We start from the raw sequence: 22391 nt of genomic DNA, 5'->3' as shown, positions 1-22391 counted from the left end.
CGCTATCCGGCCGCCGGCGGACGTGGCACGACCATGGGACGAAAGCCGTATCGCGGTACCGCACCGCCTATGCTCTGCCCGGATGTCCCGGCAATCGGAACACCGGGCATCCCCGGCGCGCCTGGCGCGCTTTCGGGCACCACGCCCCAGCTGGTCGGGAGCGCCGCGGCGGCAGAGCCGGCCGCGGGAAGCGCGGCCCAGCTTGCCGGCACCGACAACCCGCCGATCGATCCCGCTCCGCCCAAACTCGCCGGCATCGCCGCACCGGCCGACGACATACCGGCCACCGAACCAATCCCACCCGCCAGCGCCGAACCCAACGACGCCGCGTCGCCGGTGGCGACCTGCGCCGCCGACCCCGCCACCAGCGAGAGCGACGCCAGCGACTGGGTCAGCCCCAAACATGAACTGACCGAGCTCAGGATCAGCGGCGCAGCGGTGACAAATATGAAGTCCAGCCAATCCGGTGGGTCCATGGACAACATCGGTGATGCGAGTTCCTGCAGGGCCTGGGGCACCCGGGACAGCAGTTGCGACAGCATGGTCAGCTGCGCGTCCGACTCGGCGGCCCTGGCCACCGCAGCGGCCTGGGCGGTCAATCCCGCTTCGTTGGTGGTCGGCGGCGGGTCGGCGAAGGGCGCCACCCGGGATGCGGCCGCGGAGGCGGCCGCATACGCGTACATCGCGGCAGCGTCCTGAGCCCACATTTCGGCGTACTGCGCCTCGGTGGTCGCGATCGCCGTGGTGTTTTGACCCAGCGCATTGGTCGCGACGAGCGAGGACAACACCGTCCTGTTGGCCGCCACCTCCGCCGGCGGAACGGTCATCTGAAACGCCATTTCATAGGCGTGCGCGGCCGCCCTGGCCTGGCTCGCCGCGTGCTGTGCCTGGGACGCGCTGGTGGCAAGCCAGGACACATACGGCGCCGCCGCCGCAGCCATGGACGCCGATACGGACCCCCGCCACGGTCCCTCGGTCAGTCCCGACACCACCGACAGGTACTCGACCGCCGTCGCGTACAAGTCGGCGGCCAGCACCTCCCACGCCGCGGCCGCGGCCCGCAACGACCCCGAGCCGCCGCCGGCGTACATCCGACCCGAATTGATCTCCGGCGGCAATGCTGCGAAATCCAGCATGGCTAACCGCCAACAGCTTCGACAAGGCGCCGTGGCGCCGTCACCGGTCGGATTCCATTCAGCCGCACCCGCATAGCCAATGGCCAATCAGTACAGGGCTTTTCGGCGTCAAGATTCATCGAGGACATGGAGGTTGCTCCTTGAGTCAGCACAGAAGGCGGTGGAGAGTTATCAGCCGATAACCTCCACCTGAGGTTATCAGCTGATAACTTGGTGTCAAGATCGCCTGGAGCGGTCTGGATACTCGCCCACAGCGCTGACACGAAGGCCGCGGGCGATCACCCGGCCGCGACTCCCACGGCCCGCCCCGGCCCGCTCGCTGGTGCGGTGTGCCTGCCATGCCGAGACAGGCCCGCCACCGCAACTAACCCCACGAGAATCAATGCCCCCCAGGCAAATTCGTCGACGTTAAAGCGGTGTGCCGCGCTCAGCAGCACCCCGATCACCAGGTTGCCGATGAGCAGACCGATTCCGACAACGGTCTTGTAAAAGCCGTAGTGGGTGGCCACCAGCCGGTCTCCGGATAACGAGACCACCCTGTCCAGTTCGAAGGGGAACACCACCGCCGCGGCAAGCGCGAGCAGACTCGCCGACAGCAACAGCGCCAGCACCGCGGCGGCAGTACCGAACCGTTGCTCGTTGGGAACGACCGCAAGGGGCACGAAAGATCCCGTCAGCGCCATGACTCCGATGGGCAGGCTCCGCCCGGGTTCCCACCGCGCCCCGAACCAGCGGGTGAGGTGGCGCTGGCCGGCCACCGTGACAAAACTGGAAATCAGGAATAGCACTGCCACCAAGGAGGTTTGGGAGTGCGGCGCCAGCCGCGACGCATGCAGCGGAAGGGCGAGGTTGATCTGGAATTCCAGCACATATGCGCCGATCATGGCTGCGGCGAACCACAATACCGATCGGTTGCCCAACACGGCGCGCCAGTCCTCGATGACCGAGCTCCTCTCCGCATACCGTGCCCTGCCCGCGGCCCGGCCGGCTTTGTCCGGGGGTAACGCCAACAGCTGCGCGACACTGAGGGCCGCGAAAACGACCGCAGCGGCCATCACCGATACCCGGAAGTCCATTGCCACCAAAGCCAGTCCAACCAGCGGGCCGAGCAGAATCCCCGATTGGTAGAAGACGTTGAACATCGCAAACGCCTCGATCCTGCGGTCCTCGGCGTCGGCCGCCAGGTAGGCGCGCGCTGCCGGATTAAACAGCGCACCAGCGAAACCCATTGCCGCCGAGGCGATTATCACAATAGGCAAGGACTGTGCGAGCATCAGCAGCACGAATCCGCCGGTACGCACCAGACATCCGGCCACGATCAGCGGCTTGTAGCCGAACCGGTCGGCCAGCGTCCCTCCCACGAAAAACATGCCCTGCTGGGGGCGAAGTTGCGCACACCCAGCACCAGGCCCACCGCCCACGCCGCCAGCCCGAGCGGGCCCGCCAGATAGCCGGCCAAGTACGGCATCAGCATGTAGAAGCCCACATTGATCGCGAACTGGTTGACCATCAGCACGCGGCTGGGATGATTGAAGCTGCGGAACTGAGCAACAATTCCCATCATCACAGCACCCGGGCCGAGCTCCATGCCGTGCCGGGGGCCGGCGCTGCTTCCGACGATGACGCGGTGGCGCAGGCGGAAACCAACCGTCGTTGCCGGTCGTCGAAAGCAGGGCTCGTCGACCGGCCGGCGCGGACCAGTCGCCATGTCCGACCGACCCCGACGAGCACGCCGGCCGGCAGCCGCGGCTCTTCTCGCGGTTCGTCGGGGCGCGAATCCTTTTGGGTGGTAAGCAGTTTACTGCCGATGATGGCGGCGATGTTCATCACCAGCAGACGCACCACCTGCATGGTCGCCACCAGCGGCTCGGCCGCCGAGTCGCTGGCTGCCAGCGCCACATAGATTCCGCCCGGTGTGGTCGCCAGATATGCCTGGGTAAAGGACACACCGGTCCAGGCCGACACCACGAACGTCAACGCCAAGCACCCAGCGATGGCGACTCCGATGAAGGCGCATGTCAAAGGCAGTAGTCGCAGGCATTGACGGAGTGCGCCGAGGGTGAGGGCGCCTCCGGCCTGCCACCCGATCACGACGTATGCGACGGCATTGAGCGTGGGCGGCAGGGCCAGCACGAATTGCCCGGGGCCGGGGAGTTGAGTCACCAGTGCGACCAGCATGGGAGCGATCAGAAACGGCGCCGGCCATTTCCACTTCAATCCGGCGTAACCGGCTGCGACGATGACCACGATCGCGGCCACACTGGAGACCAGCGTGGCGTGACTCCCGGCTGGATGCGACCGGCCCGCTGGAGCGCCGACACATTGCAGGACCAGCGGAACCGTCAGCGCGACCGCGACCACCCGAAGGTATTGCGACAGCGCCACGTAACGATGATCGACGCGCAATTCCGGTGCCATGGTGCATATTCCGCTGGCCCCGCCCGCCAATGTCGACAGCAACGCGGTTGCCGGCGACAGCGTTTTCGCGGCGCGGGTCAAGGCAAGGCCGCAGACCAGGCATAAGATCAGCGTCGCTGCGGAGCACACCGCAGAGATTCCGAGGTATCCGGCGATCGTGGTACTGGCCAGGCCGCTCAGCGGCACGGCGACCGCCATGCCGATGCATCCCTGCGCCGGCCGAAGCAGAAGCTTGTGCGGCACGAACTCCCCGCCCGCCAACACCGCCATGCATCCGGCACTGGCCAGCGCGGCGATCAGCCATCCGATCGGCATGTGAAATGCCGAGAGCAGCAGCCCAAGTGTGATCGTGAGTAGCAGACAGCACGACCAGTAACCGCCGGTTCGCAGCTTTTGTCGGATATCCATCGTTCAGGCGACCATTTTGCCCAGGTCGGCAAACACATAGCCGTCGAACAGCTTTCGCGCTGTGCTGCGCAGCACCGCGGAAATCCTGTCGGCCCCGCCGCCGTCGACGACCTCCACGTCCATTGCGCCGACCGGATGTTCGATCACCAACGGCCCGGCGGTGAAGCGTTGCGGGAGAAGTCTTCCGACAACCGTGTCGGCGAAGGTTGCTGCCGTCGCCAGACATAGCGCCCCGGAAACCGCGTGGGTTGGATGGCAGCTGCTCGGCACGAAGTAGCGCGACCGGAGATCACCACGGTGCGACTTGGAGATCAGCATGACCTTCGGCAGAACGCGTCCGGTGGCGTCGCCGAGGCCCATCGCGACCGCAGCACGCAGCCGGACCAATTCGATATCGCACAGCAATTCGCGATCGCCGGTAAGCTGCTGCGGCGATTCGTCGCCCGCGATCCCGAACGCTTCCGCGTGGGCGATGATGGCGCACACCCCGGCGTCAATCGCGGTGACCGCGACTCCGTCGACATCGTCGACGGGATTTCCCGTCGGGAACAATGCCCCGGTGCTCCCGCCGCAGAACTCGCTGAACACCATGTCGATCGCCGCGGCGCGTCCGGGCACACCGCTGATTTCGAATTCGCCGGCATACTCGACCTGCCCGCCCGGGGTGGGCACCGAAACCGCCACGGTAGCACCGGTGTTAACCAGATGGACCCGGATCGAGGTGTGACCGTCAACCGGTGCGACAAGTCCGCGCTCGATCGCGAACGGTCCCACCCCGGCGAGGATGTTCCCGCACGTCGGTGTCCAATCCACCCGCATGGATTCGACATCCACCTGTGCGAACAGATAGTCGATGTCACTGCCTTGACGGGTCGCCGGCCCGACTATCGCGACCTTGCTGGTTGTTGAGCTGCCGCCGCCAAGTCCGTCGATCTGCCGGTGATCTGGTGAGCCCATGACGGCAGGCAGCAGCACATTCCGGTCTGCACTGACGCGATCGAGATCCGACTTGAGCAGGTAGACCCCTTTGGAGGTGCCGCCCCGCATCAACATCGCTGGCACCGAGATCATTTGGGGCCCGCTACCGGCCGGGTGGGCGGTTTGGGCTTCACCATGGACATAGACATTCGCTTTTGGACCCTCCTTGGAGTGCCGGGCTAACTGCCCGGCGCTGCCAGTGAGGGCGGTGCAGTTGACATCGGCTATCGACTGATAACAAAAGTTATCATCTGATATCCCGGGCGGTCAAGGGGTGGGCGCCGGCGAAAAATCGGCGTTATGGGGTCGGCCGCTACCGCGTGAAGCCACGTCAAAAGGTCTTGACATCCGGTTATCAGCCGATACCATAAACCCATGTTATCCACTGATAACCAACAACGCCAAGCCGCAATCGCGGCGAGCTCGTGGACCCGGACGCCGGAACTCAACATGCGGACCCTGGTGACCGGCAGCTCCGGCCACCTGGGCGAGGCACTGGTGCGAACCCTGCGGCAGCGGGGAGCCGACGTCATCGGTCTGGACAGCCGGCCGTCGAAGTGGACCGATGTTGTCGGATCGGTGACTGACCCGGCTTTGTTGCGCGAGGTGATGGCCGGCGTAGAGGTGGTATTTCACACGGCTACCCTGCACAAGCCGCAGCTGGCCTTCGTGCCGAGTCATGAATTTGTGGAGACGAATATCAGCGGCACTCATCATCTGCTCGACGCCGCGGTCGCGGCGAACGTCCGCTCCTTTGTGATGACGTCCTCGACAACGGTTTTCGGGGACGCGCTGGTGCCGCCGCCGGGCGAGCCCGCGGCCTGGATCAACGAATCGGTGGTGCCGATACCGAAAAACATCTACGGGGTGACCAAGGCCGCCGCCGAGGACCTGTGCCAGCTGGCGCATCGTAACGACGGCCTGGCCTGTGTGGTGCTGCGGGTGGCGCGGTTCTTCGCCGAGTTCGACGATATGCCCGACGATTACGACGGTCGCAGCGACGACAACATCAAGGCCAACGAGTATGCATGCCGGCGCGTCGCCCTCGAGGACGCGGTCGACGCGCATCTGAGGGCGGCGCAGCTCGCACCGAGCCTGGGATTCGCCCGGTACATCATCTCCGCCACCACACCGTTCGCTCAGGAGGACATGGCCGAGTTGCGAACTGACGCAGCCGCGGTGCTGGCGCGTCGGGTGCCGGATGCCGCGGCGGTGTGGGCCGAACGTGGCTGGCGGTTTCCCGACCGGCTGGACCGCGTGTACGTCAACACCCGGGCCCGCCAGGAACTGGGATGGAATCCACGCTTCGATCTGAATGCCGTCGCAGCCCGGGTGGCCGACGGCGAACCGGTCCGCACGCCGCTGTCGCAACTGGTGGGCGCCAAGGAATATGCCAGCAGCTCCTACCACGTAGGGGTATTTCACCCGGTCAGGACCGACAGGCCTGCCAAGGCCCACCGCGGTCAGTGTGCCGGTGTTGCGCCGCGTAACCAACATCCCGCGACCGCGCCGCGGTCACGGTCGCATCCGGCGCAACGGCTCGCGGCAGAAGCCTGAGAGGCCGGGCCGCGATGCTGCTCGTGTCGTACCGGAACCGCACAGCTGCGCTGGTGGCTGATGGCTTACCTTAGGTGCATGTCCGGGGAAGCCGCACGACGCAGCCCAACGGCGGACCGCATCTTGCGCGCGGCCGCCGAGCTCATCTCGCTGCGGGGCTACTCCGCCACCTCGACCCGGGAGATCGCCGCCGCCGTCGGCGTCGAGCAGCCGGCCCTCTACAAGCACTTCTCCTCGAAGAAAGACATTCTCGCGGCATTGGTGCGGCTCGCTCTGGAGCGTCCCCTGGCGGTGGCCGACGAGCTCGCGGCGGTGCGCGCCCCGGCGGTGGTCAAGCTGCACCGCTGGCTCCTGGAGACCTACGAGTATGTGAATCGCTCGCCCAACGTACTGGCCGCCATCATCATCACCCCGGAACTGCAGCATGACGACGCTTTCGCGGCCGAACAGGCGCTGGTTTCGAAGATCGAGCCGGTGATCGTGGATCTCATTCGGGCGGGACAGGACGAAGGCGATGTGCGCGAACTGAATCCGGTTTCGGTAGCCAGGCTGATCGAGGCGATGTTCGACGCAGTGACGTTCCCGGATCTCGCGGTCGATCCCGTTGAGATCGTGGAGTTCACCTTGGTCGCGTTGCTGGCCGATCCCGCTCGATTACCCAAAATTCGTTCCGCGCTGATGCTTTGGAGATCAGCGCGGAACCCGCACATCTTCCTGGATGAGCGCGGTTGCGGTGGCCGGCGCTACTTGATGGTTACTGGCCCAAAGCTGTTCTGGGCCTAGGACGGCGCGGATCTAGTGCCCTCGTGATAGGACACAACTGCGGCTTTCCCATCAGCCACATCAGTCTCACGGGTTCGGGATGTCTCGTTCTGCCCGCCTGCCCGCGACAAATTCGTTGCGCCCCTTGGCTTGTCGCTAATGGCGGTCGTGGGACTGCGCCCCGGCATGAGGAGAAGGAAATCGCGTGCTGGTGCTGCTGGGTCGGCGGCTGGGGGCGCCGAGTGCGCGGTGATGGCGCCGAGTGCGCGCTGATGGCGCCGACTGTGCCGTCAGGGCGGGCCGATCGTGGATGTTCCCGCCTTACATACACAGTCAAAGCCGTCACCGCACACTCGATACGGCGGCATACCAGCCGATAACGGTGAGCGCGCGCGACTTCCCCCGAACGCCTCCCATCACAAGAGGTTTGAGCGAAGGTGCGGTATCGGCGTGCCGAAAACAGAGCCAAGGTATGCCGAAAACAGAGCCAGATATCCAAGGCTGCGCCACAGGACATCGCTCACCGCAGCATTCGTGGTCCCCATGAATTCCGAGTGAGGCGAGCAAAATGCGCACCGGCTGGGGTTCCATGTGAATGATGTGGTCGCCTGGTCCGGGACTCCGCGCAGCGCGGTGACTAGATCAGCATGGGCGCTACCCCTGGCCGACGACGGAAAAGTCGCCACTCCCCGACAGTGCCGCCTGGACCTGTTCGCGGGTGAGTTCCACATCGGCCGAAATCCGCACTGTCGACGGGCCGTCGGCGTCCAGATCGACGGCGACGGAGCTGACGGGCTCCAGGGCCGTCAGCGCGTGGGTGACGGTGTCGACGCACCCCGCACAGCGCAGTCCGTCGACGGAGAAGGTTTGTTCGGCCATCATTGACTCCCAAAGTTACGTAACCGCAGGCTGTTTGACACCACGAAGAACGACGAGAACGCCATCGCGGCGCCGGCGATCAGTGGGTTGAGCAGGCCGGCGGCCGCGATCGGGATGGCGGCGACGTTGTAACCGAACGCCCAGATCATGTTCATCCGGATGGTCCGCAAGGTGGCGCGCGCCAGATCCAGTGCCTGCGGGACGATGTGCAGGTCGTCGCGAACCAGGATGATGTCGGCCGCACCGATCGCGACGTCGGTGCCACGTCCGATCGCCAGCCCCAGGTCGGCACCTGCCAGGGCAGGACCGTCGTTGATACCGTCGCCGACCATGGCGACGGTATGTCCCTGGTCGCGCAGGCGCTGGATCACGCTGACTTTGCCTTCGGGCAGCACATCGGCGATGGCGGTGTCGATACCGACCCGGGAAGCGACCGCATCGGCCACGGCCGGATTGTCGCCGGTGAGCAGCATGGTCTGCAGCCCACGGCTGCGTAGCGCCCGGACCGCGTCTGCCGCCGACTCCTTGACCGCGTCGGCAATCGTGACGGCGGCGCAGGCCACGCCGTCCACGGACACGAAAACGACTGTCTCGCCGCGTGACTCGCCTTCGCGGCGGGCGTCGTCCAACGCGGCGTCGGACGGTGTGTCGCGGGTGATCCAGGAGGGCTTGCCGACTTCGACGTGGTGGCCGCCGACACGTCCCGACACGCCGCATCCGGCCACCGAGGCGAAATCGGCGACCGGAGCCGGGGCCGGCGACGCCGCGACGATGGCGGTTGCCACGGCATGCTCGGAGGCCGCTTCCACGGCGGCGGCCAGCGCCAGGACCTCCGCGGAATCGCGCCCGGCGGCCGTCGTCACCGTGCTTACCCGCAACTGGCCGACGGTCAAGGTGCCGGTCTTGTCGAACACCACCGTGTCGATGCCATGGATGGTTTCCAGCGCCCGGTAACCCTTGATGAAGATTCCCAGCTGCGCACCCCGCCCGGAGGCCACCATCATCGCCGTCGGGGTGGCCAGCCCCAGCGCGCACGGGCAGGCGATTACCAGCACCCCGAGCGTCACCGAGAATGCCCGGTCCGCGCCGGCCCCGCTGAGCAGCCAGCACCCACCGGCCACGATCGCGATGGCAAAGACCACCGGCACGAACACCGCGGAGATCCGGTCGGCCAGGCGTTGCGCGCCGGCCTTCTGCGCCTGTGCTTCCTCGACGAGGCGAACCATCGCGGCGAACTGGGTGTCCGCGCCCACGGCGGTGGCCTCGATGACCAGGCGGCCGTCCAGCACGACGGTGCCGCCCAGGACCGGGGAGTCCGGAGCCGACCGGACCGGCTTGGCCTCGCCGGTCATCGCGCTCATGTCGATTGCCGCGGCGCCGTCGAGGACGACCCCGTCGGCGGCGATGGTTTCGCCGGGACGGGTCACGAAGCGCTGTTGCCTTTTGAGTTCGCCGGCCGGGATCACCAGTTCGGCTCCGTCGGGCAGCAGCACCGTCACATCCTTGGCGCCCAGCGCGGCCAGCGCGCGCAACGCGCTGCCGGCCTTGGATTTGGCGCGGGCTTCGAAGTACCGGCCGGCCAGGACGAAGACCGTGACTCCGGCGGCGACCTCGAGATAGATGGAGTCGCTGTTGAGGATCGCCTGCCAGATTCCGCTGCTTTCCCGCGGATGCTTGTCGACGAACACCGTCGACAGCGACCAGGCGGTGGCCGCCGTGATGCCCACCGAGATGAGCGTTTCCATCGACGCGGTCCGGTGCCGCGCGTTTCGCAGCGCCACCGAGTGGAAGGGCCAGGCGGCCCACGTCACGATGGGGGCGGCCAGCGCGGTCAGCACAAACCCCCAGCCGGGGAACCTGGCGCTGGGCACGAGCGCGCACATGGTCGACAGATCGGCCAGCGGCACGAAGAGCACCGCCGCCACCAGCAGCCGCCACAACAGTTTGCGGGCATGCTCGGCGTCGGGATCGCGCTCGTCGGTGGCCGACTCCGCATGCGGGACCGCGTGGTATCCGGCGCTCTCGACCACCTGGCACAGCTCGTCGACCGCGTGGCCGACGGCATCGATCGTGGCGACGCGGGTGGCGAAGTTGACCGATGCCCGCACCCCGGGAACCTTGTTCAGCTTCGTTTCGACCCGGCTCGCGCAGGCGGCGCAGGACATTCCGGCGATATCGAGCTGGATATATGTCGGCGACGGCCGGGCGGAGCCGAGGTCGGAGTCCCCCACAACTGGAGCCGCCACGGCCCTCCTCGGATTGGCTTGGATTGGCTTGGGTTGGTGTTTGTGCCCTTGTCAGCCTACAAGTCGGACACCGGCGGCAATCGGTTCCCGCTATCGGGAAGGCTCGTTGACCAGTGCGTACAGCCGCCACCGGCCCGGCACACCTTTGAGATCGTGGTCACCGCGCTCGGCGAAGCTGTGCTTGGAGCCGGTGACGATGTCGCGCACCGTCGAGGACACCAGCACTTCACCGGGTTCGGCGAGCGCCATGACCCGCGCGCCGATGTGCACGGCCATGCCGGCGACGTCGCCGTGGTGGCCTTTCCGGGCGCCGCGTACCTCGACTTCACCGGCGTGGATGCCGACTCTGACCTCGATGCCGAGTACCCGGACCGCGCCAACGACGTCGGCGGCGCAGGCGATCGCCGCGCTGGGGCTGTTGAACGTCGCGACGAAACCGTCGCCCGCGGTGTTCACCTCTTGCCCGCCGAAGCGCTGGATTTCGTGACGGACCAGAGTGTCGTGGTTGTCGAGCAGGTCGCGCCATCGATCGTCACCGAGGGTGGCCGCACGTTGGGTCGAGCCGACGATGTCGGTGAACATGATCGTGGTGAGCACCCGCTCGGTGAGCGAGCCGCGCACCCCGGTGATGAACTCCTCGACCTCGTCGAGCAGCGCCGCGGTGTCGCCGACCCAGTACAGCGAATCGGAGCCGGGTAGCTCGACGAAGCGTGATCCGGCGATGTGCGCAGCAAGGTAACGGCCGTGTTCGACCGGCACGTATCTCGAACGCGCACGATGCAGGATCAGCGTGGGCGCGGTGATGTGTGGCAGGCAGTCGCGCGCGTCGGAGTCGCGCACGGCGTTGTTGAAGGCCCGAGCCGCGCTCGGCGATGCCGCCCGGTTGCCCGCCAGATCCCACCATGAGCGGAAAGCGATGTCCCGGGCCACGCTGGGAGCCAGGATGCGCAGCACGTCAAAGCCCTGCTCGACGGCATCCGGCTCCACCGCGACGGTGAGGAATGGGTCGGCTGTCTTCGAGTCGATTCCGATCTCATAGTCGGGCGCCCGCATCGTGCGTGCTGAGCCGTCGACGATCACCAGGCTCTGCACCCGTTCGGGATAGCGGGCGGCGAAAAGCAGCGCCGTCGTCGCGGTGAAGCCGGACCCGAAGACCGTGGCTCGCTCGCATCCCACGGCATCCATGACCGCGACCGCGTCCTCGGCCCAGAACTTGGGGCCGAGCAGCTCCGCCGACGGAACGCGAGACGACAGGCCGACCCCTCGATGGTCGAATCGGATCAGCCGGCTGAACGAGGCCAGCCGCCGGTGAAAGCGGTACATCGACGGCTCGGCGTCGATCGTGTCGACCGGAATGGTCGGCCCCGGCACGACGAGCAGGTCGATCGGACCATCGCCGAGCACCTGGTAGGCGATGTCCAGTTCGCCGCACTTGGCGTAGCGGGTCCTGGGAGTGGGGGACACCTCGGACACGGCTACCCGCTGACGATCGGGACGAGATAGCGGGCGGCGTAGTCGCGGACGGCCGCGTCGTCGGAGGTGTCGAGGCGGTCGGTGGGGAACATGATGATGCCGACCGCGACCCGCAGCAGGATGTCGGCGATGTTAGCGAGGTCGGAGTCGGGCATGCCGGCACCGCAGCGCCGCAGCGTGCGGGCGATCCCGTCGGCGAATTGGCCGATCGGGAACACATGCGATCGGGAGAACCTGCCGAACAGCTCGGGTTCGCTCTCGGCGATGCGCGCATACAGCGGCGAGTCTTTGATCAGTCGCACCCCGAGGGTGAACGCCTCGATCACCGCCTGCTGTGGATCGAGGCCGTCGGTGGCGTTGTCGAGCGTGGTGAAGAACCGTTCGGCTTCGCGGCGCACGACGCGTTCGAAGAGTTCGTCCTTGGTGGGGAAGCGTCGATAGATGGTGCTGCGGCTCACTCCGGCGCGCGCCGCGACGTCTTCGATGTTGGCCCGGCGCAGGCCGTAGGTTTCGAACACCGTGCGGGCGGTGTCCAGGATGGTTCGGTCCAGGTCGGTGATCGACTCGGCCGTGTCGGTGCTCGTTTCGGCGCCCATCCTGGACTGCATGATAGTTCGGCCCTGCCTTCGAGATTGCCGTGGCGGCTGTGGCACGCCCAGATCAACGACCGTCGCGGCAATTTCGATACCGCGTTGCCGACGTCCATCTAGCCCGCTACTTTGATACAAAGAAACAGAATTGTGTCACTGCTTCGTCAGGTTGCGGCGCGGAGGACCGATGACGGCTGAATTGACCGCCGGCGCGAGATTCGACACCGGTGTGCGGGAAGCGGTGCCGGTGCTCGTCGAGCAACCCGCTGACCACACCGCGTCGCCGCGGCTGGGCCCGGATTCGCTGATCTGGAAGTTCTACGGCGACTACCGCACCCAAATCTTCGGCTTCCAGCGCGTCGCGGGCACCGAAAACTGCATCGAGCAGCTCGCTCAGGGGGTCTTCGATCATTCGGTGATCTTCAGCGACACCGTGGGCAGGGCCCGGCGGACGGCGCCGCCACTGATGAAAACGGTGTACTCCGAGGATCCCGCCGCCTGGGGCGGCACGGTGCGTGACTTCCACAAGTCGATCAAAGGCACCATCAGCGACGGCTCGAGGTATCACGCGCTTAACCCGGAGTTGTTCTACTGGGCCCATGCCACCTTCGTCGACCAGATCCTGTACACGGCGGACATGTTCATCCGGCGGCTGACCCGCGCCGAGAAGGAGCAGATCTTCGAGGAAAGCAAGACCTGGTATCGCCTTTACGGCGTCAGCGATCGCGGCCAGCCCCAGACCTACGACGAGTTCTGCGCCTACTGGGAGGGCATGCTCGAGCGGTTCGTCCCGCACCAGACGGTCCGGTACGGCACCGGTTACCTGCGCAAAGGGATACCCGGTCCACGCAAGGTTCCCGGCCCGATCTGGAAGGTCTTGTCTGCGCCACTGAACGCCTACACCCGGGTGGTCATCGTGGGAACGTTGCCGCCGCAAATGCGCGACGTCTGCGACCTGGACTGGGATGCCAGGAAGGAGAAGCGATACCAGCGGTTCGCGGCGCTGGTCCGGGCGGTGAATCCGCTGATCAACCGGCTACCGCTGAGGTGGGTCTACGCGCCTTGGGCAGCCGATGCGTGGGCCCGTTGCGGCGTCGACCCGCGCACGCTGCACAACCGCCGCGCGACAGGGTAGAACCCCGCAGACGGGAGCCCGTTGCACCGCGATGGCGGTCGTGAGCCAAGATTGCCAAGATAGGCAAGATAGTGAAAACGCAACTGGGAGATCTGGTCGGATGAGTCGGGCAACGCAGGCGGTTACGAAGGTCTTTGAACAGGCCTTCGAACAGGCCGGCACCAGACTGGCCAACCCGGCGCGCCTATCGGATCCCGACAAACTGCGCGGCGCCGTCTCCGGCAAGACGGTGTTGGTGACCGGCGCGTCCTACGGTATCGGCGAAGCGACCGCCCGCAAACTGGCCGCGGCGGGAGCGACCGTGCTGATCGTGGCCCGATCGGCCGACCGGCTCGACGACGTCGCCGCGGCCATCAACGCCGGCGGCGGCGCGGCGATCGCCTATCCGGCCGATCTCACCGACGAGGCCGCCGTCAGCGTACTGACCAAGCACATCAACGAGAACCACGGTCCGCTGGACATCGTGGTGAGCAACGCGGGCAAGTCGCTGCGTCGGTCGCTGCACGACCAGTACGACCGGCCGCACGACTTCCAGCGCACCATCGACATCAATTACCTGGGGCCGATCTGGCTGTTGCTGGGACTGCTGCCGGCGATGCGTGAGGCGGGCCGCGGGCACATCGTCAACGTCTCCAGCGTCGGAGTACGCGTGGTGCCCGGCCCGCAATGGGGGGCCTACCAGGCCTCCAAGGGAGCCTTCGATCGCTGGCTGCGCAGCGTTTCACCGGAGTTGCATGTCGACGGTGTGGATGTGACTACGGTCTACTTTGCGCTGGTGCGCACCCGGATGATCGAGCCCACACCCATCCTCGGGCGACTTCCCGGCCTGTATCCCGATGAGGCCGCCGACGCCATCGCCAAGGCGATCATCGAGCGGCCCCGAACCAACGAGCCACCCTGGCTCTGGCCCGCCGAACTTGCCTCGGTGTTGCTGGCCGGACCGGCCGAACGCGCCGCAGGATTGTGGCATCGTCGGTTCTTCGCCGGCTCGGCCCGGACGGAAAGGTGACGATGGTCAGCAGCGTGGTCGGCACGGCGGCTCGGGCGGTGCTGTTCTCCGGACTGCTCAGTCCGCCTGCCCCGGTCGCGCTGTTGCGCCTGGCCCGCGAGCTGTATCGCGGCGGCATGAATCTGTACACCCTGCTTGCGGTTGCCGCGGCGCGATGGCCGGACCGGACCGCGATCATCGACGACGACGGCGCGCTGAGTTACCGCGAGCTGCAGTCGATGACCGAATCGATTGCCCACGAGCTCTCGGATACCGGCGCCGGGGCCGGGCAGGCGATGGGCGTGATGTGCCGCAACGGCCGCAATTTCGTCACGTCGGTGTTCGCGGCGAGCCTGGTGGGCGCCGACGTGGTGTTGGTGAACACCGAATTCCGCAGCACTGCGTTGGCGGCCGCGCTGAATTCCCACCAAATCCGAATAATGCTGTGCGACAAGGAATTCATCGACCAAGTCGCCGAAACCGGCAAGCCGGCAACGGTAATCGATCCGCAGACGGTCACCACCATGCGCGGTGGTGCGCGGCCCGAGGTTGTCGCGTCGGGTCGGATCATCCTGTTGACTTCGGGTACGACGGGCGTGCCCAAGGGGGTGCCACGCACCCCCAAGGTGAGTTCGGGCGTGGGCGTCGGCGTGACAGTTCTGGAGCGCACCCGGCTGCGGGTCGGCTCGCGGATGGCCTTGGCCACGCCGATGTTTCACGGGTTGGGCTTCGGCATGCTCGCACTGACCATCGGCCTCGGCGGCACGGTGCTGACCCGGCGACGCTTCGATGCCGAAGCCGCTCTTGCCCAGGCATCGCTACATCGGGCCGACGCGCTGAGCGCGGTCCCGGTCATGCTTTCCCGCATTCTGGATCTGCCCCAGCGGGTACGGGCGCGAAACCCGGTTCCGTGCCTGCGGGTGGTGATCTCCAGCGGGGACCGGCTCGATCCGGGGCTGGCGCAACGGTTCATGGAGACCTACGGTGACATCCTCTACAACCTGTACGGCTCCACCGAGGTCGGCATCGGATCCTTGGCCACACCAGCCGAGTTGCGGGCCGCTCCGGAAACGGTGGGCAGGCCCGTGGCGGGTTGCCCGGTCCGCATCTTCGATCGAAGCGGTCGCCCGGTCGGGCCCCGGGTCACCGGACGCATCTTCGTCGGCGGTGAACTGAAATCCGACGGCTATACCGGCGGTGGCGGCAAAGTCGTCATCGACGGCATGGCCAGTACCGGCGACATGGGCTACCTCGACGAGTCCGGCCGGCTGTACATCGTTGGGCGAGAAGACGACATGATCCTCTCGGGTGGCGAGAATGTCTATCCGCGTGCCCTGGAAAACGCTCTCGCCCAACATCCCGACATCGCCGAGAACGCGGTCATCGGTGTTCCCGACGAACGGTTCGGTCATCGGTTGGCCGCGTTCATCGTCCCCCGGGCGGACCGCGACATCGACCCGGAAGAGATCCGGGAGTACGTGAAGGGCAGGGTTTCTCGATTCGAGCAGCCCAGAGACATTCACGTCGTCAGCCGCATCCCGCGCAATACGACCGGCAAGGTGCTGCGCAAGGAGCTGATGAGCATCGCCGGCCCCGAATCTCACTCCTGATCGTCGTCCTGCGCGACGCCGATGGTGTTAGCCAACCACTTCGGCGCGATCACCGAGACCACGGTGGCTCCGGCGGTGGCGCCGAACACGCCCGTCCAGGCGACTGGGCCCAGCGGTGTGCATCCGAAAAAGTGGCTGACAACCGGGGTTTGGATGATGCCCACCAAGACGGCCGCGCTGCCGAGCGCGGTCGCCACGACCAGGGGGCTGGGCCGCCGGGTCAGTAGGGTCTGCGCCAACTGGGTGGTCACCAGCGCGGTCAATCCCATTGTCGAGGTGCGGCGTTCGGTTCCCGGTGTCCAGCGGCCGATGGCCCAGGCCGCCGTCGCACCGGCTGCCGTGACCGCGCCGCGGGTGACGATCTGGCGCATCAGCGGCGCGTCGAGGGAGGGCGTCGGGCCGGTCAGCACCGCCCGCCGGTGGGCGCGACGGGCCTCTTCGGCCTCTTCCTCGGACTCGTATTCGGCCTCGTCGGGTGCGGCGTATTGCGACGTGACGGCCACGGCAAGGGCCGGGAACATGTCGGTGAGCAGGTTGACCAGCAGCAGTTGGCGGGTCCCCACCGGCGCGCGGCCGGCCCCGAACGCAGTCCCGATAATGGTGAACAGCACCTCGCCCACGTTGCCGCCGACCAGGATGGTGACCGCGTCGCGCACCCCCGCCCACATGCTGCGGCCCTCGACCAGCGCGTCGAGCAGCGCGCTCAGATCGTCGTCGGTCAAGACGATGTCGGCCGCACCGCGGGCGGCCGACGAACCGCGACCGCTCACCCCGATACCCACATCGGCCATCCGGATGGCGGCGGCATCATTGGCGCCGTCGCCCACCATCGCGGTCACCCGGCCGCAACGCTGCAGAGCGGCGACGATCTGGACCTTTTGCTCCGGGCTGACCCGGGCGAATACCGGTACGTCGGCGGCGATTTTGGCGCAGCCGTCCTCGTCGAGGTTGGCCAGTTCGGCTCCGGTCACCACTCGCACGTCTGCCGGCAGGCCCAGCTGGCGGGCGATCGCCCGCGCGGTGACCGGATGGTCGCCGGTGATCAGCACCACGTGGCGCTCGGCGTCCAGCAGCGCCTCGATCAACGGCCGCGCCGAGGGGCGCGCGGTGTCGGCCAGGCCGACATAGCCCAGCAGTTCCAGATCGTGGGCGGCGGCGTCGACGGCGTCGGCGTCGGTGTCGTCATCGTCGGCGGTGTCGTGCTCCCAGGGGCGCCGGGCGACCGCGAGCACCCGCAAGCCCTGCTCGGCGAGACTGTGCACCAGCGACTCGGCATGTTGGAGGTCGGCCTGCTCCTTTGAAGGGTCGGCGAAACGGCAGCGCGGCAAAATCGTCTCCGGGGCGCCCTTGAGCATGAGCACCGGCTGGGCGTCGTCAGCTGTCCTGCCGATGGCCGCCGCGAAGCCGCGACTGGATTCAAAGGGCACCTCGGCCACCAAAGTCCACTCCGAATCACCTTGGCTGTCAAGGGAATTCGCCGCAACCAGGATCGCCTCGTCGGTGGCGTGGGCGTGTCCTTGTCCGTCGTGGGGCTGGGTGGACGCGCGCGCGGCGGCCCGCAGCACCGCCGCCGAGCGCGGGTCGGCGGCGTCGGGGAACGACTGTTCCGGCGTGGCCGAACCCGGAATGGCGCACACCACCCGTAGCCGGTTCTCGGTCAGCGTGCCGGTCTTGTCGAAGCAGACGGTGTCGACGCGGCCCAGCGCTTCGATGGTGCGGGGGGCGCGCACCAGCGCGCCGCGCGCGGTCAGCCGCTGCGCGGCGGCCAGCTGAGACAGGGTGGCGACCAACGGCAGGCCCTCGGGCACGGCGGCGACCGCGATCGCGACGCCGTCGGCGACCGCCTGACGCAGCGACGCTCGCCGCAGTAGCGCCAGGCCGGTCACCGCGGCACCGCCGGCGAGCGTCAGCGGCAGGACCTTGCTGGTCAGTTCCCGTAGCCGGGCCTGCACCCCGGCCGAGGTCTCGACGTCGGCGACCGCGGTGATGGCCCGGTGCGCCGCGGTACCGACGCCGGTGGCCACCACGATGGCCCGGGCGTGCCCGGCCACGATGGTGCTGCCCTCGAACAGCATGCTGGCCCGGTCGTCGTCGTTGACGGCGACGGGGTCCACCTGCTTACCGACCGGCAACGACTCACCGGTGAGCAGGGATTCGTCGACCTCGAGGTCCTCGGCCACCAACACCCGGGCGTCCGCCGGTACCACCTCTGGTGCGGCCAGGTCGATGACATCGCCGGTGCGTAGCGATTTCGCCGACACGGTGACCGTCCGGGTCGCGGTACGGGCCGCCTCCAGCCGGCGCCGGGTGGTCGCGACCGCCGGGACCACCACGCGGCGCACCAACTGGGCCTGCTCGGCGAACAACTCGGCCGCCGCGGCCTCGGCCCGCAGCCGTTGCGCTCCACCGGTGATCGCGTTGATCGTCATCACGCCCGCGACCAGCAGCGCATCGACGTTGCTGCCGACGATCGCCGAGGCCGCCGCCCCGACAGCCAGGATCGGAGTCAGCGGATCGGCGAGCTCGTGCCGGGTGGCGGCCGCCAGCTTCACCAGGTTCCTCGCCGGTTTGCGCAGCGGCGCCAGAACCGGGGTGTAGGAGAGGTCGTCCAGGCGGCGCCGCCATTCCGGGGTGCCAGGCTCGTCCGCCAACGGCCGGGACCCCCCGGCCAGGCGCGAATAGACGATCTCGGGGTCCAGGGCGTGCCAGGCCGTCAACGGTTGCGGGGTGGGATCGGGCAGCCGCAGCACCTTGCCGGCCGAGAACGCTCCCGACACCAAAGCGGTTGCGGCAGCGGCATTGACGGGGTTGAACCAGCGTCGCAACGAGAGCGGATTGGTGGTGCGCCGCGGATCACCGGTGACCAGCAGCAGGCCGGCCAGGGTGGTGCCGCCCTGAGCGAGGCGCACCGCGGATTCGCTGGCCGACCGCGCCACCGGCAGCGCCGACAGAATTCGCACCGCGGCGGCGAGATCGGTGCCGGTGATGATGTCCGCCGTCCACGGCGTCGCCGCGCGGGGATCATCGAGGGCCACCCCGACGTCGGCGATGGCCAGCGCGGCCAACGTATCGGTGGAGGCGAAATCGCGGTGCAACGCGGTGATCAGCAGCACCGGGCCGCGATCCGCCCGCAGTTCGCGCACCAACCTCAGCAGCGGCGTGCCGGGCGGATGCGTCGCGCCGACGCTGGCGGCCAGATCCTCGGTGCCGGCGACGTGGCGCAAAATCACCCGTGCTCCGGTCCGGTGGGCGGTCTGCAGCAACGCGATCGCGTACGGGTCGACCTCCCATCCGACGTCCACGCTGCCTACGGTCTCGCCGTCGACAATCAGGTCGGCACGTTCCAGACCCTGCGCCGGAGCCGCCGACGGCCCTTGTGCCCGAACCCATTTCAACCGCGCGCCGGTCGCGGGCAATTCGTCGGGGTCGGGTTCGGGTGCCTCCTCGCCGTGCAGCAGCGCGTCGGCAACCTCGTAGACGCGGTCGTCATCCCAGCCCGGCTCGTCGCCGCGCGCCCGCAAGACGGCTCGGTGATCACCGCGCAGCGCGGCGCCGTCGATGACAACCACTTTCACCCGATCGAGCCGCCGCAGTGCTCCCGGGTCGAGGATCAATTGCCCGGAGTTGGCCAGGCCGCGACCCAGGATCGCGGCGAACGCCTGCCGACCCAGGTGGGCCGCCTTCGGCACTCCCGCCAGGATGGCCTCGCCGGCCTCGGCGGGTCCGCCGCCGGCCAGCAGCGCGCCCACCGCTGCCACCGCCGAGCCGTTGGCGGCTTGGTCCACGTAGGTTTCGACCGGCCCGGCCATCGAGCCCTTGGCGGTGTCGATGGCGGCATCGATGGCCCCGTCGACGACGATGTGCGAGGCGTCGCCCGCGGCCGTGGCCGCCCAGTTGTGCCGGGGCACGTGCGACTCGGGACCCGCCGACGAGATGACCGGGACCACCGGCGCCTGGGGCCGGCCGGGTGAGGCGAGCTCGGGCTCGCGGACACGCCATCGTTGCCGATGCGCTGCCGCCTCGGACAGCTGCAGGCCCCGCTGGGCCAGGTTGAGCAGCGGGGTGCCGACCGATTGGCTCAATCCGGACGCCACGGCTGTCGAGGCGCTCAGCGCAAGGTCGGTGCCGACCCTGCCCAGCCGCGACTCCAGCACCGCCACCACCCGCGGTTGGTTGTTCAGCAGCGCGGCCGCCGCGCGCGCACTTCGCGGCGCGACGGGCAGCCGGGTGAACCAGCCGGTGACCGACGCCCCGAGGGCTACCACGTCCATCGCCGCCGCGGTCAACGGCACCAGAATGGCCAGCGGGTTGCCCGGGTCGGCGAAGGGCGCGGTCCGCGGTGCCGACACCGTGGAGGTCAGGTCGGCGGCGACGGCACACACCGTGTCGCGCACCTCGTCCACGACGGCGTCGCTGTCGGCATCGGCCGCGATTTCGAGCACCAGACGGCCCAACGCGCCCTCCACATGGGCCTCGGCGACTCCCGGAATCCGGCGAACCGGCTCCTCGAGCACCGCCGCATGCTCATGCCATCGGGGAAACGGCAGCAATGGATCGAGGTCCAGGTGAACCCGCCGCCCGCTGTGCCAACGCATCGGCGGCGCGAGGCGCCCGGCCCGTTCGGTAGCCGAACTCGTCATCCCGAGCGCATGTCCGGTCGAGTGAGCCGCGGCCTCCACCACCGGAACGATCAGCTCCAGCACCGGGCTGGCCAGCATCTCCACCGTGCCCGCAGCGCTGGCCACACCACTCACCCCGGCCCGCAAGGCCTGTGCTGCCCCTCCGGTGATCCCGCCGACGACGTCGGCCACACCCGGAACCTTCATTCCGCCACCTCTCAGTGCTTACCGCGGCCTACCGTGCCTTGCCCGGGCCTACCGCGCCCTAATACTCGCGGCGTGTCAACGACCTGTCCACACGGCGTGCGGGTGGACCCGGCTACCGAGTTGACGGCAAACCGAACGAGCTAAACAGGCTCGGATCGAGAAACACGGTCATCGCGGCGATCCCGGTGGCACCCAGGGTCAGGATATGCACGGAATGAGCCCGCATCAGGTTATCGTCAGCGCGGTGGTACTCAGCAGCCGCGGGTTGTCCGTTGGCGGCCGTCGGGACCATGGCGAGGTCGCCGGTCGCGGAATAGCTGAGTCGACCGGTCGCCGCCGAAAGGACCACGCGGGTCGGATATTCGAGCGACGAAATTCGCCGCTACAGAATGCGGTGGTTCGCCCGGCCAACGTGATAGCCGGTGGGGAATGACTTTTCGATGACCTGCAGTCGATGGTCGACCCTGGACTCGAGTTCAAGAACCACGCAGCCATCACCGACGGCCTTGGATTCGAGAACTATGTACCTTTGACCCCCACCGTTGATATCGGTGATCGGGTCACCAGAGTGCAAATTTTCGACGGCCACCAATTCAGGGGTTCCGTGTGACTCCACGCAACACACAGTAAGCCAATTCAGTGCACCAGGGAACACCCGCAGTGTTGGCGCGACTTCGGGTGCCGGTGGGCAGTCGAGCTTGAGCTGTTGCGTTCCAGCTCATGGCGGGACAAGGCGTCCAGTTTGGTAGTCCGGTGCAGATTCATAACGATGGGACCGGAACATTCCTACCCGGGGGCTGTCGAGTCCCCGTTACGCTGAATTCTCGCCGACTTTCTCGGTGGCGCTCCGACGGGAGAGGTAGCGATGGCATTTGTGATCGCGTCACCGGAAATGGTTGCGGCGGCCGCGACGGATCTCGCGGGCATCCGCGCGGCGATCAGCTCGGCCAACGCCGCCGCCGCCATCCCGACCACGGGTGTGTTGGCCGCCGGGGCCGACGAGGTGTCGGCAGTCATCGCCGCGCTGTTCGATTCGCACGCGCAGGCGTATCAGGCGGTGAGTGCCCAGGCGGTCGATTTCCACGACCAATTCGTGCGGGCGCTCGGCGCGGGTGCGACGTCCTACGCGGGCGCCGAAGCAGCCAACGCGTCGCCGCTCCAGGCTTTGCAGACCCTGGAGCAGAACGTGCTCAACGCGGTCAATGCGCCCGCTCAGGCCATGCTGGGCCGCCCGCTGATCGGCAATGGCACCAACGGTCTACCCAACACCGGGCAGGACGGCGGGCCGGGTGGCCTGCTTTACGGCAACGGCGGCATGACGAGCTTTAGCCGGTCTCCTATCCCCCCCGAAACGTCCGGCATAAGAACTCGGCAAAAGGCTGGCC

The 22391-nt window shown here is 67.6% G+C and carries 13 protein-coding genes and 3 pseudogenes; 6 read left to right on the top strand and 10 right to left on the bottom strand.

The window, feature by feature from the left end:
* Positions 1-2: 2 nt before the first annotated feature.
* The 4 genes and pseudogenes from BST40_RS15850 to BST40_RS15835 all read right to left on the bottom strand — a co-directional run bounded on the left by BST40_RS15850 (position 3) and on the right by BST40_RS15835 (position 5033).
* Positions 3-1136: a PPE family protein gene (locus BST40_RS15850; protein ID WP_075548635.1), complete on the bottom strand. Its 1134-nt coding sequence runs from the start codon at positions 1134-1136 to the stop codon at positions 3-5.
* Between the two features lie 278 nt (positions 1137-1414).
* Positions 1415-2697: pseudogene (locus BST40_RS15845) on the bottom strand (MFS transporter).
* Positions 2698-2699: 2 nt separating this feature from the next.
* Positions 2700-3962, bottom strand: a complete 1263-nt coding sequence (locus tag BST40_RS15840) for an AbrB family transcriptional regulator (protein ID WP_075548636.1) — start codon at positions 3960-3962, stop codon at positions 2700-2702.
* Positions 3963-3965: 3 nt separating this feature from the next.
* A complete protein-coding gene (locus tag BST40_RS15835) occupies positions 3966-5033 on the bottom strand; it encodes a PrpF domain-containing protein (protein WP_075548637.1) in 1068 nt (355 codons plus the stop codon).
* Between the two features lie 357 nt (positions 5034-5390).
* Between BST40_RS15835 and BST40_RS15830 the strand changes: the two genes are divergently transcribed.
* The gene (locus BST40_RS15830) at positions 5391-6497 is read left to right on the top strand and encodes an NAD-dependent epimerase/dehydratase family protein (protein ID WP_082275562.1); all 1107 of its coding nucleotides are present in this window, start codon (positions 5391-5393) and stop codon (positions 6495-6497) included.
* A 78-nt stretch (positions 6498-6575) separates the two neighbouring features.
* Positions 6576-7219: pseudogene (locus tag BST40_RS15825) on the top strand (TetR/AcrR family transcriptional regulator).
* Positions 7220-7913: 694 nt separating this feature from the next.
* Here BST40_RS15825 and BST40_RS15820 read toward each other — a convergent pair.
* The 4 genes from BST40_RS15820 to BST40_RS15805 form a co-directional block, all read right to left on the bottom strand.
* The gene (locus tag BST40_RS15820) at positions 7914-8138 is read right to left on the bottom strand and encodes a heavy-metal-associated domain-containing protein (RefSeq protein WP_075548639.1); all 225 of its coding nucleotides are present in this window, start codon (positions 8136-8138) and stop codon (positions 7914-7916) included.
* Entirely contained in the window at positions 8138-10384 is a 2247-nt protein-coding gene (locus BST40_RS15815) for a heavy metal translocating P-type ATPase (RefSeq protein WP_075548640.1), read from the bottom strand. Before BST40_RS15815 ends, BST40_RS15820 begins: the two co-directional genes overlap by 1 nt.
* Before the next feature lie 90 nt (positions 10385-10474).
* A complete protein-coding gene (locus BST40_RS15810; RefSeq protein ID WP_075548641.1) occupies positions 10475-11857 on the bottom strand; it encodes an adenylate/guanylate cyclase domain-containing protein in 1383 nt (460 codons plus the stop codon).
* 2 nt (positions 11858-11859) lie between these two features.
* Entirely contained in the window at positions 11860-12465 is a 606-nt protein-coding gene (locus BST40_RS15805) for a TetR/AcrR family transcriptional regulator (RefSeq protein ID WP_075548642.1), read from the bottom strand.
* A 169-nt stretch (positions 12466-12634) separates the two neighbouring features.
* Here BST40_RS15805 and BST40_RS15800 point away from each other — a divergent pair, with 169 nt between their 5' ends.
* From BST40_RS15800 to BST40_RS15790, 3 genes are all read left to right on the top strand, one after another.
* Positions 12635-13582, top strand: a complete 948-nt coding sequence (locus tag BST40_RS15800) for an oxygenase MpaB family protein (protein ID WP_075548643.1) — start codon at positions 12635-12637, stop codon at positions 13580-13582.
* 100 nt (positions 13583-13682) lie between these two features.
* Positions 13683-14591 carry an SDR family NAD(P)-dependent oxidoreductase gene (locus BST40_RS15795; RefSeq protein WP_075548644.1) on the top strand — a complete coding sequence of 303 codons (909 nt, stop codon included), beginning with the start codon at positions 13683-13685 and terminating at the stop codon, positions 14589-14591.
* A gap of 2 nt (positions 14592-14593) precedes the next feature.
* Positions 14594-16180 (top strand): AMP-binding protein, encoded by a 1587-nt coding sequence (locus BST40_RS15790; protein WP_075548645.1) that lies wholly within the window; start codon positions 14594-14596, stop codon positions 16178-16180.
* On the opposite strand, the pseudogene BST40_RS15785 reads toward BST40_RS15790, so the two are convergent.
* Both BST40_RS15785 and BST40_RS15775 read right to left on the bottom strand, forming a co-directional pair.
* Positions 16171-20781: pseudogene (locus BST40_RS15785) on the bottom strand (HAD-IC family P-type ATPase); the annotation flags it as partial. The gene BST40_RS15790 and the pseudogene BST40_RS15785 sit on opposite strands and share 10 nt — an antisense overlap.
* Positions 20782-21388: 607 nt before the next feature.
* Positions 21389-21622, bottom strand: coding sequence for a hypothetical protein (locus tag BST40_RS15775; protein WP_063470774.1), 234 nt, complete (start codon positions 21620-21622; stop codon positions 21389-21391).
* A 249-nt stretch (positions 21623-21871) separates the two neighbouring features.
* Between BST40_RS15775 and BST40_RS15770 the strand changes: the two genes are divergently transcribed.
* Positions 21872-22391, top strand: a 520-nt coding sequence (locus BST40_RS15770; RefSeq protein ID WP_142276741.1) for a PE family protein, incomplete at its 3' end; no start/stop codon positions are given.

The sequence above is a fragment of the Mycobacterium persicum genome (genome assembly GCF_002086675.1).
GTDB lineage: Bacteria > Actinomycetota > Actinomycetes > Mycobacteriales > Mycobacteriaceae > Mycobacterium > Mycobacterium persicum.
This window is presented reverse-complemented; position numbering and strand designations above follow the sequence as displayed.

Bases quoted from the DNA above. Each gene is read 5' to 3' on its own strand.
- BST40_RS15850 (WP_075548635.1), bottom strand. From the start codon at position 1,136: ATGCTGGATTTCGCAGCATTGCCGCCGGAGATCAATTCGGGTCGGATG.
- BST40_RS15840 (WP_075548636.1), bottom strand. From the start codon at position 3,962: ATGGATATCCGACAAAAGCTGCGAACCGGCGGTTACTGGTCGTGCTGT.
- BST40_RS15835 (WP_075548637.1), bottom strand. From the start codon at position 5,033: ATGATCTCGGTGCCAGCGATGTTGATGCGGGGCGGCACCTCCAAAGGG.
- BST40_RS15830 (WP_082275562.1), top strand. From the start codon at position 5,391: ATGCGGACCCTGGTGACCGGCAGCTCCGGCCACCTGGGCGAGGCACTG.
- BST40_RS15820 (WP_075548639.1), bottom strand. From the start codon at position 8,138: ATGGCCGAACAAACCTTCTCCGTCGACGGACTGCGCTGTGCGGGGTGC.
- BST40_RS15805 (WP_075548642.1), bottom strand. From the start codon at position 12,465: ATGCAGTCCAGGATGGGCGCCGAAACGAGCACCGACACGGCCGAGTCG.
- BST40_RS15800 (WP_075548643.1), top strand. From the start codon at position 12,635: ATGACGGCTGAATTGACCGCCGGCGCGAGATTCGACACCGGTGTGCGG.
- BST40_RS15795 (WP_075548644.1), top strand. From the start codon at position 13,683: ATGAGTCGGGCAACGCAGGCGGTTACGAAGGTCTTTGAACAGGCCTTC.
- BST40_RS15790 (WP_075548645.1), top strand. From the start codon at position 14,594: ATGGTCAGCAGCGTGGTCGGCACGGCGGCTCGGGCGGTGCTGTTCTCC.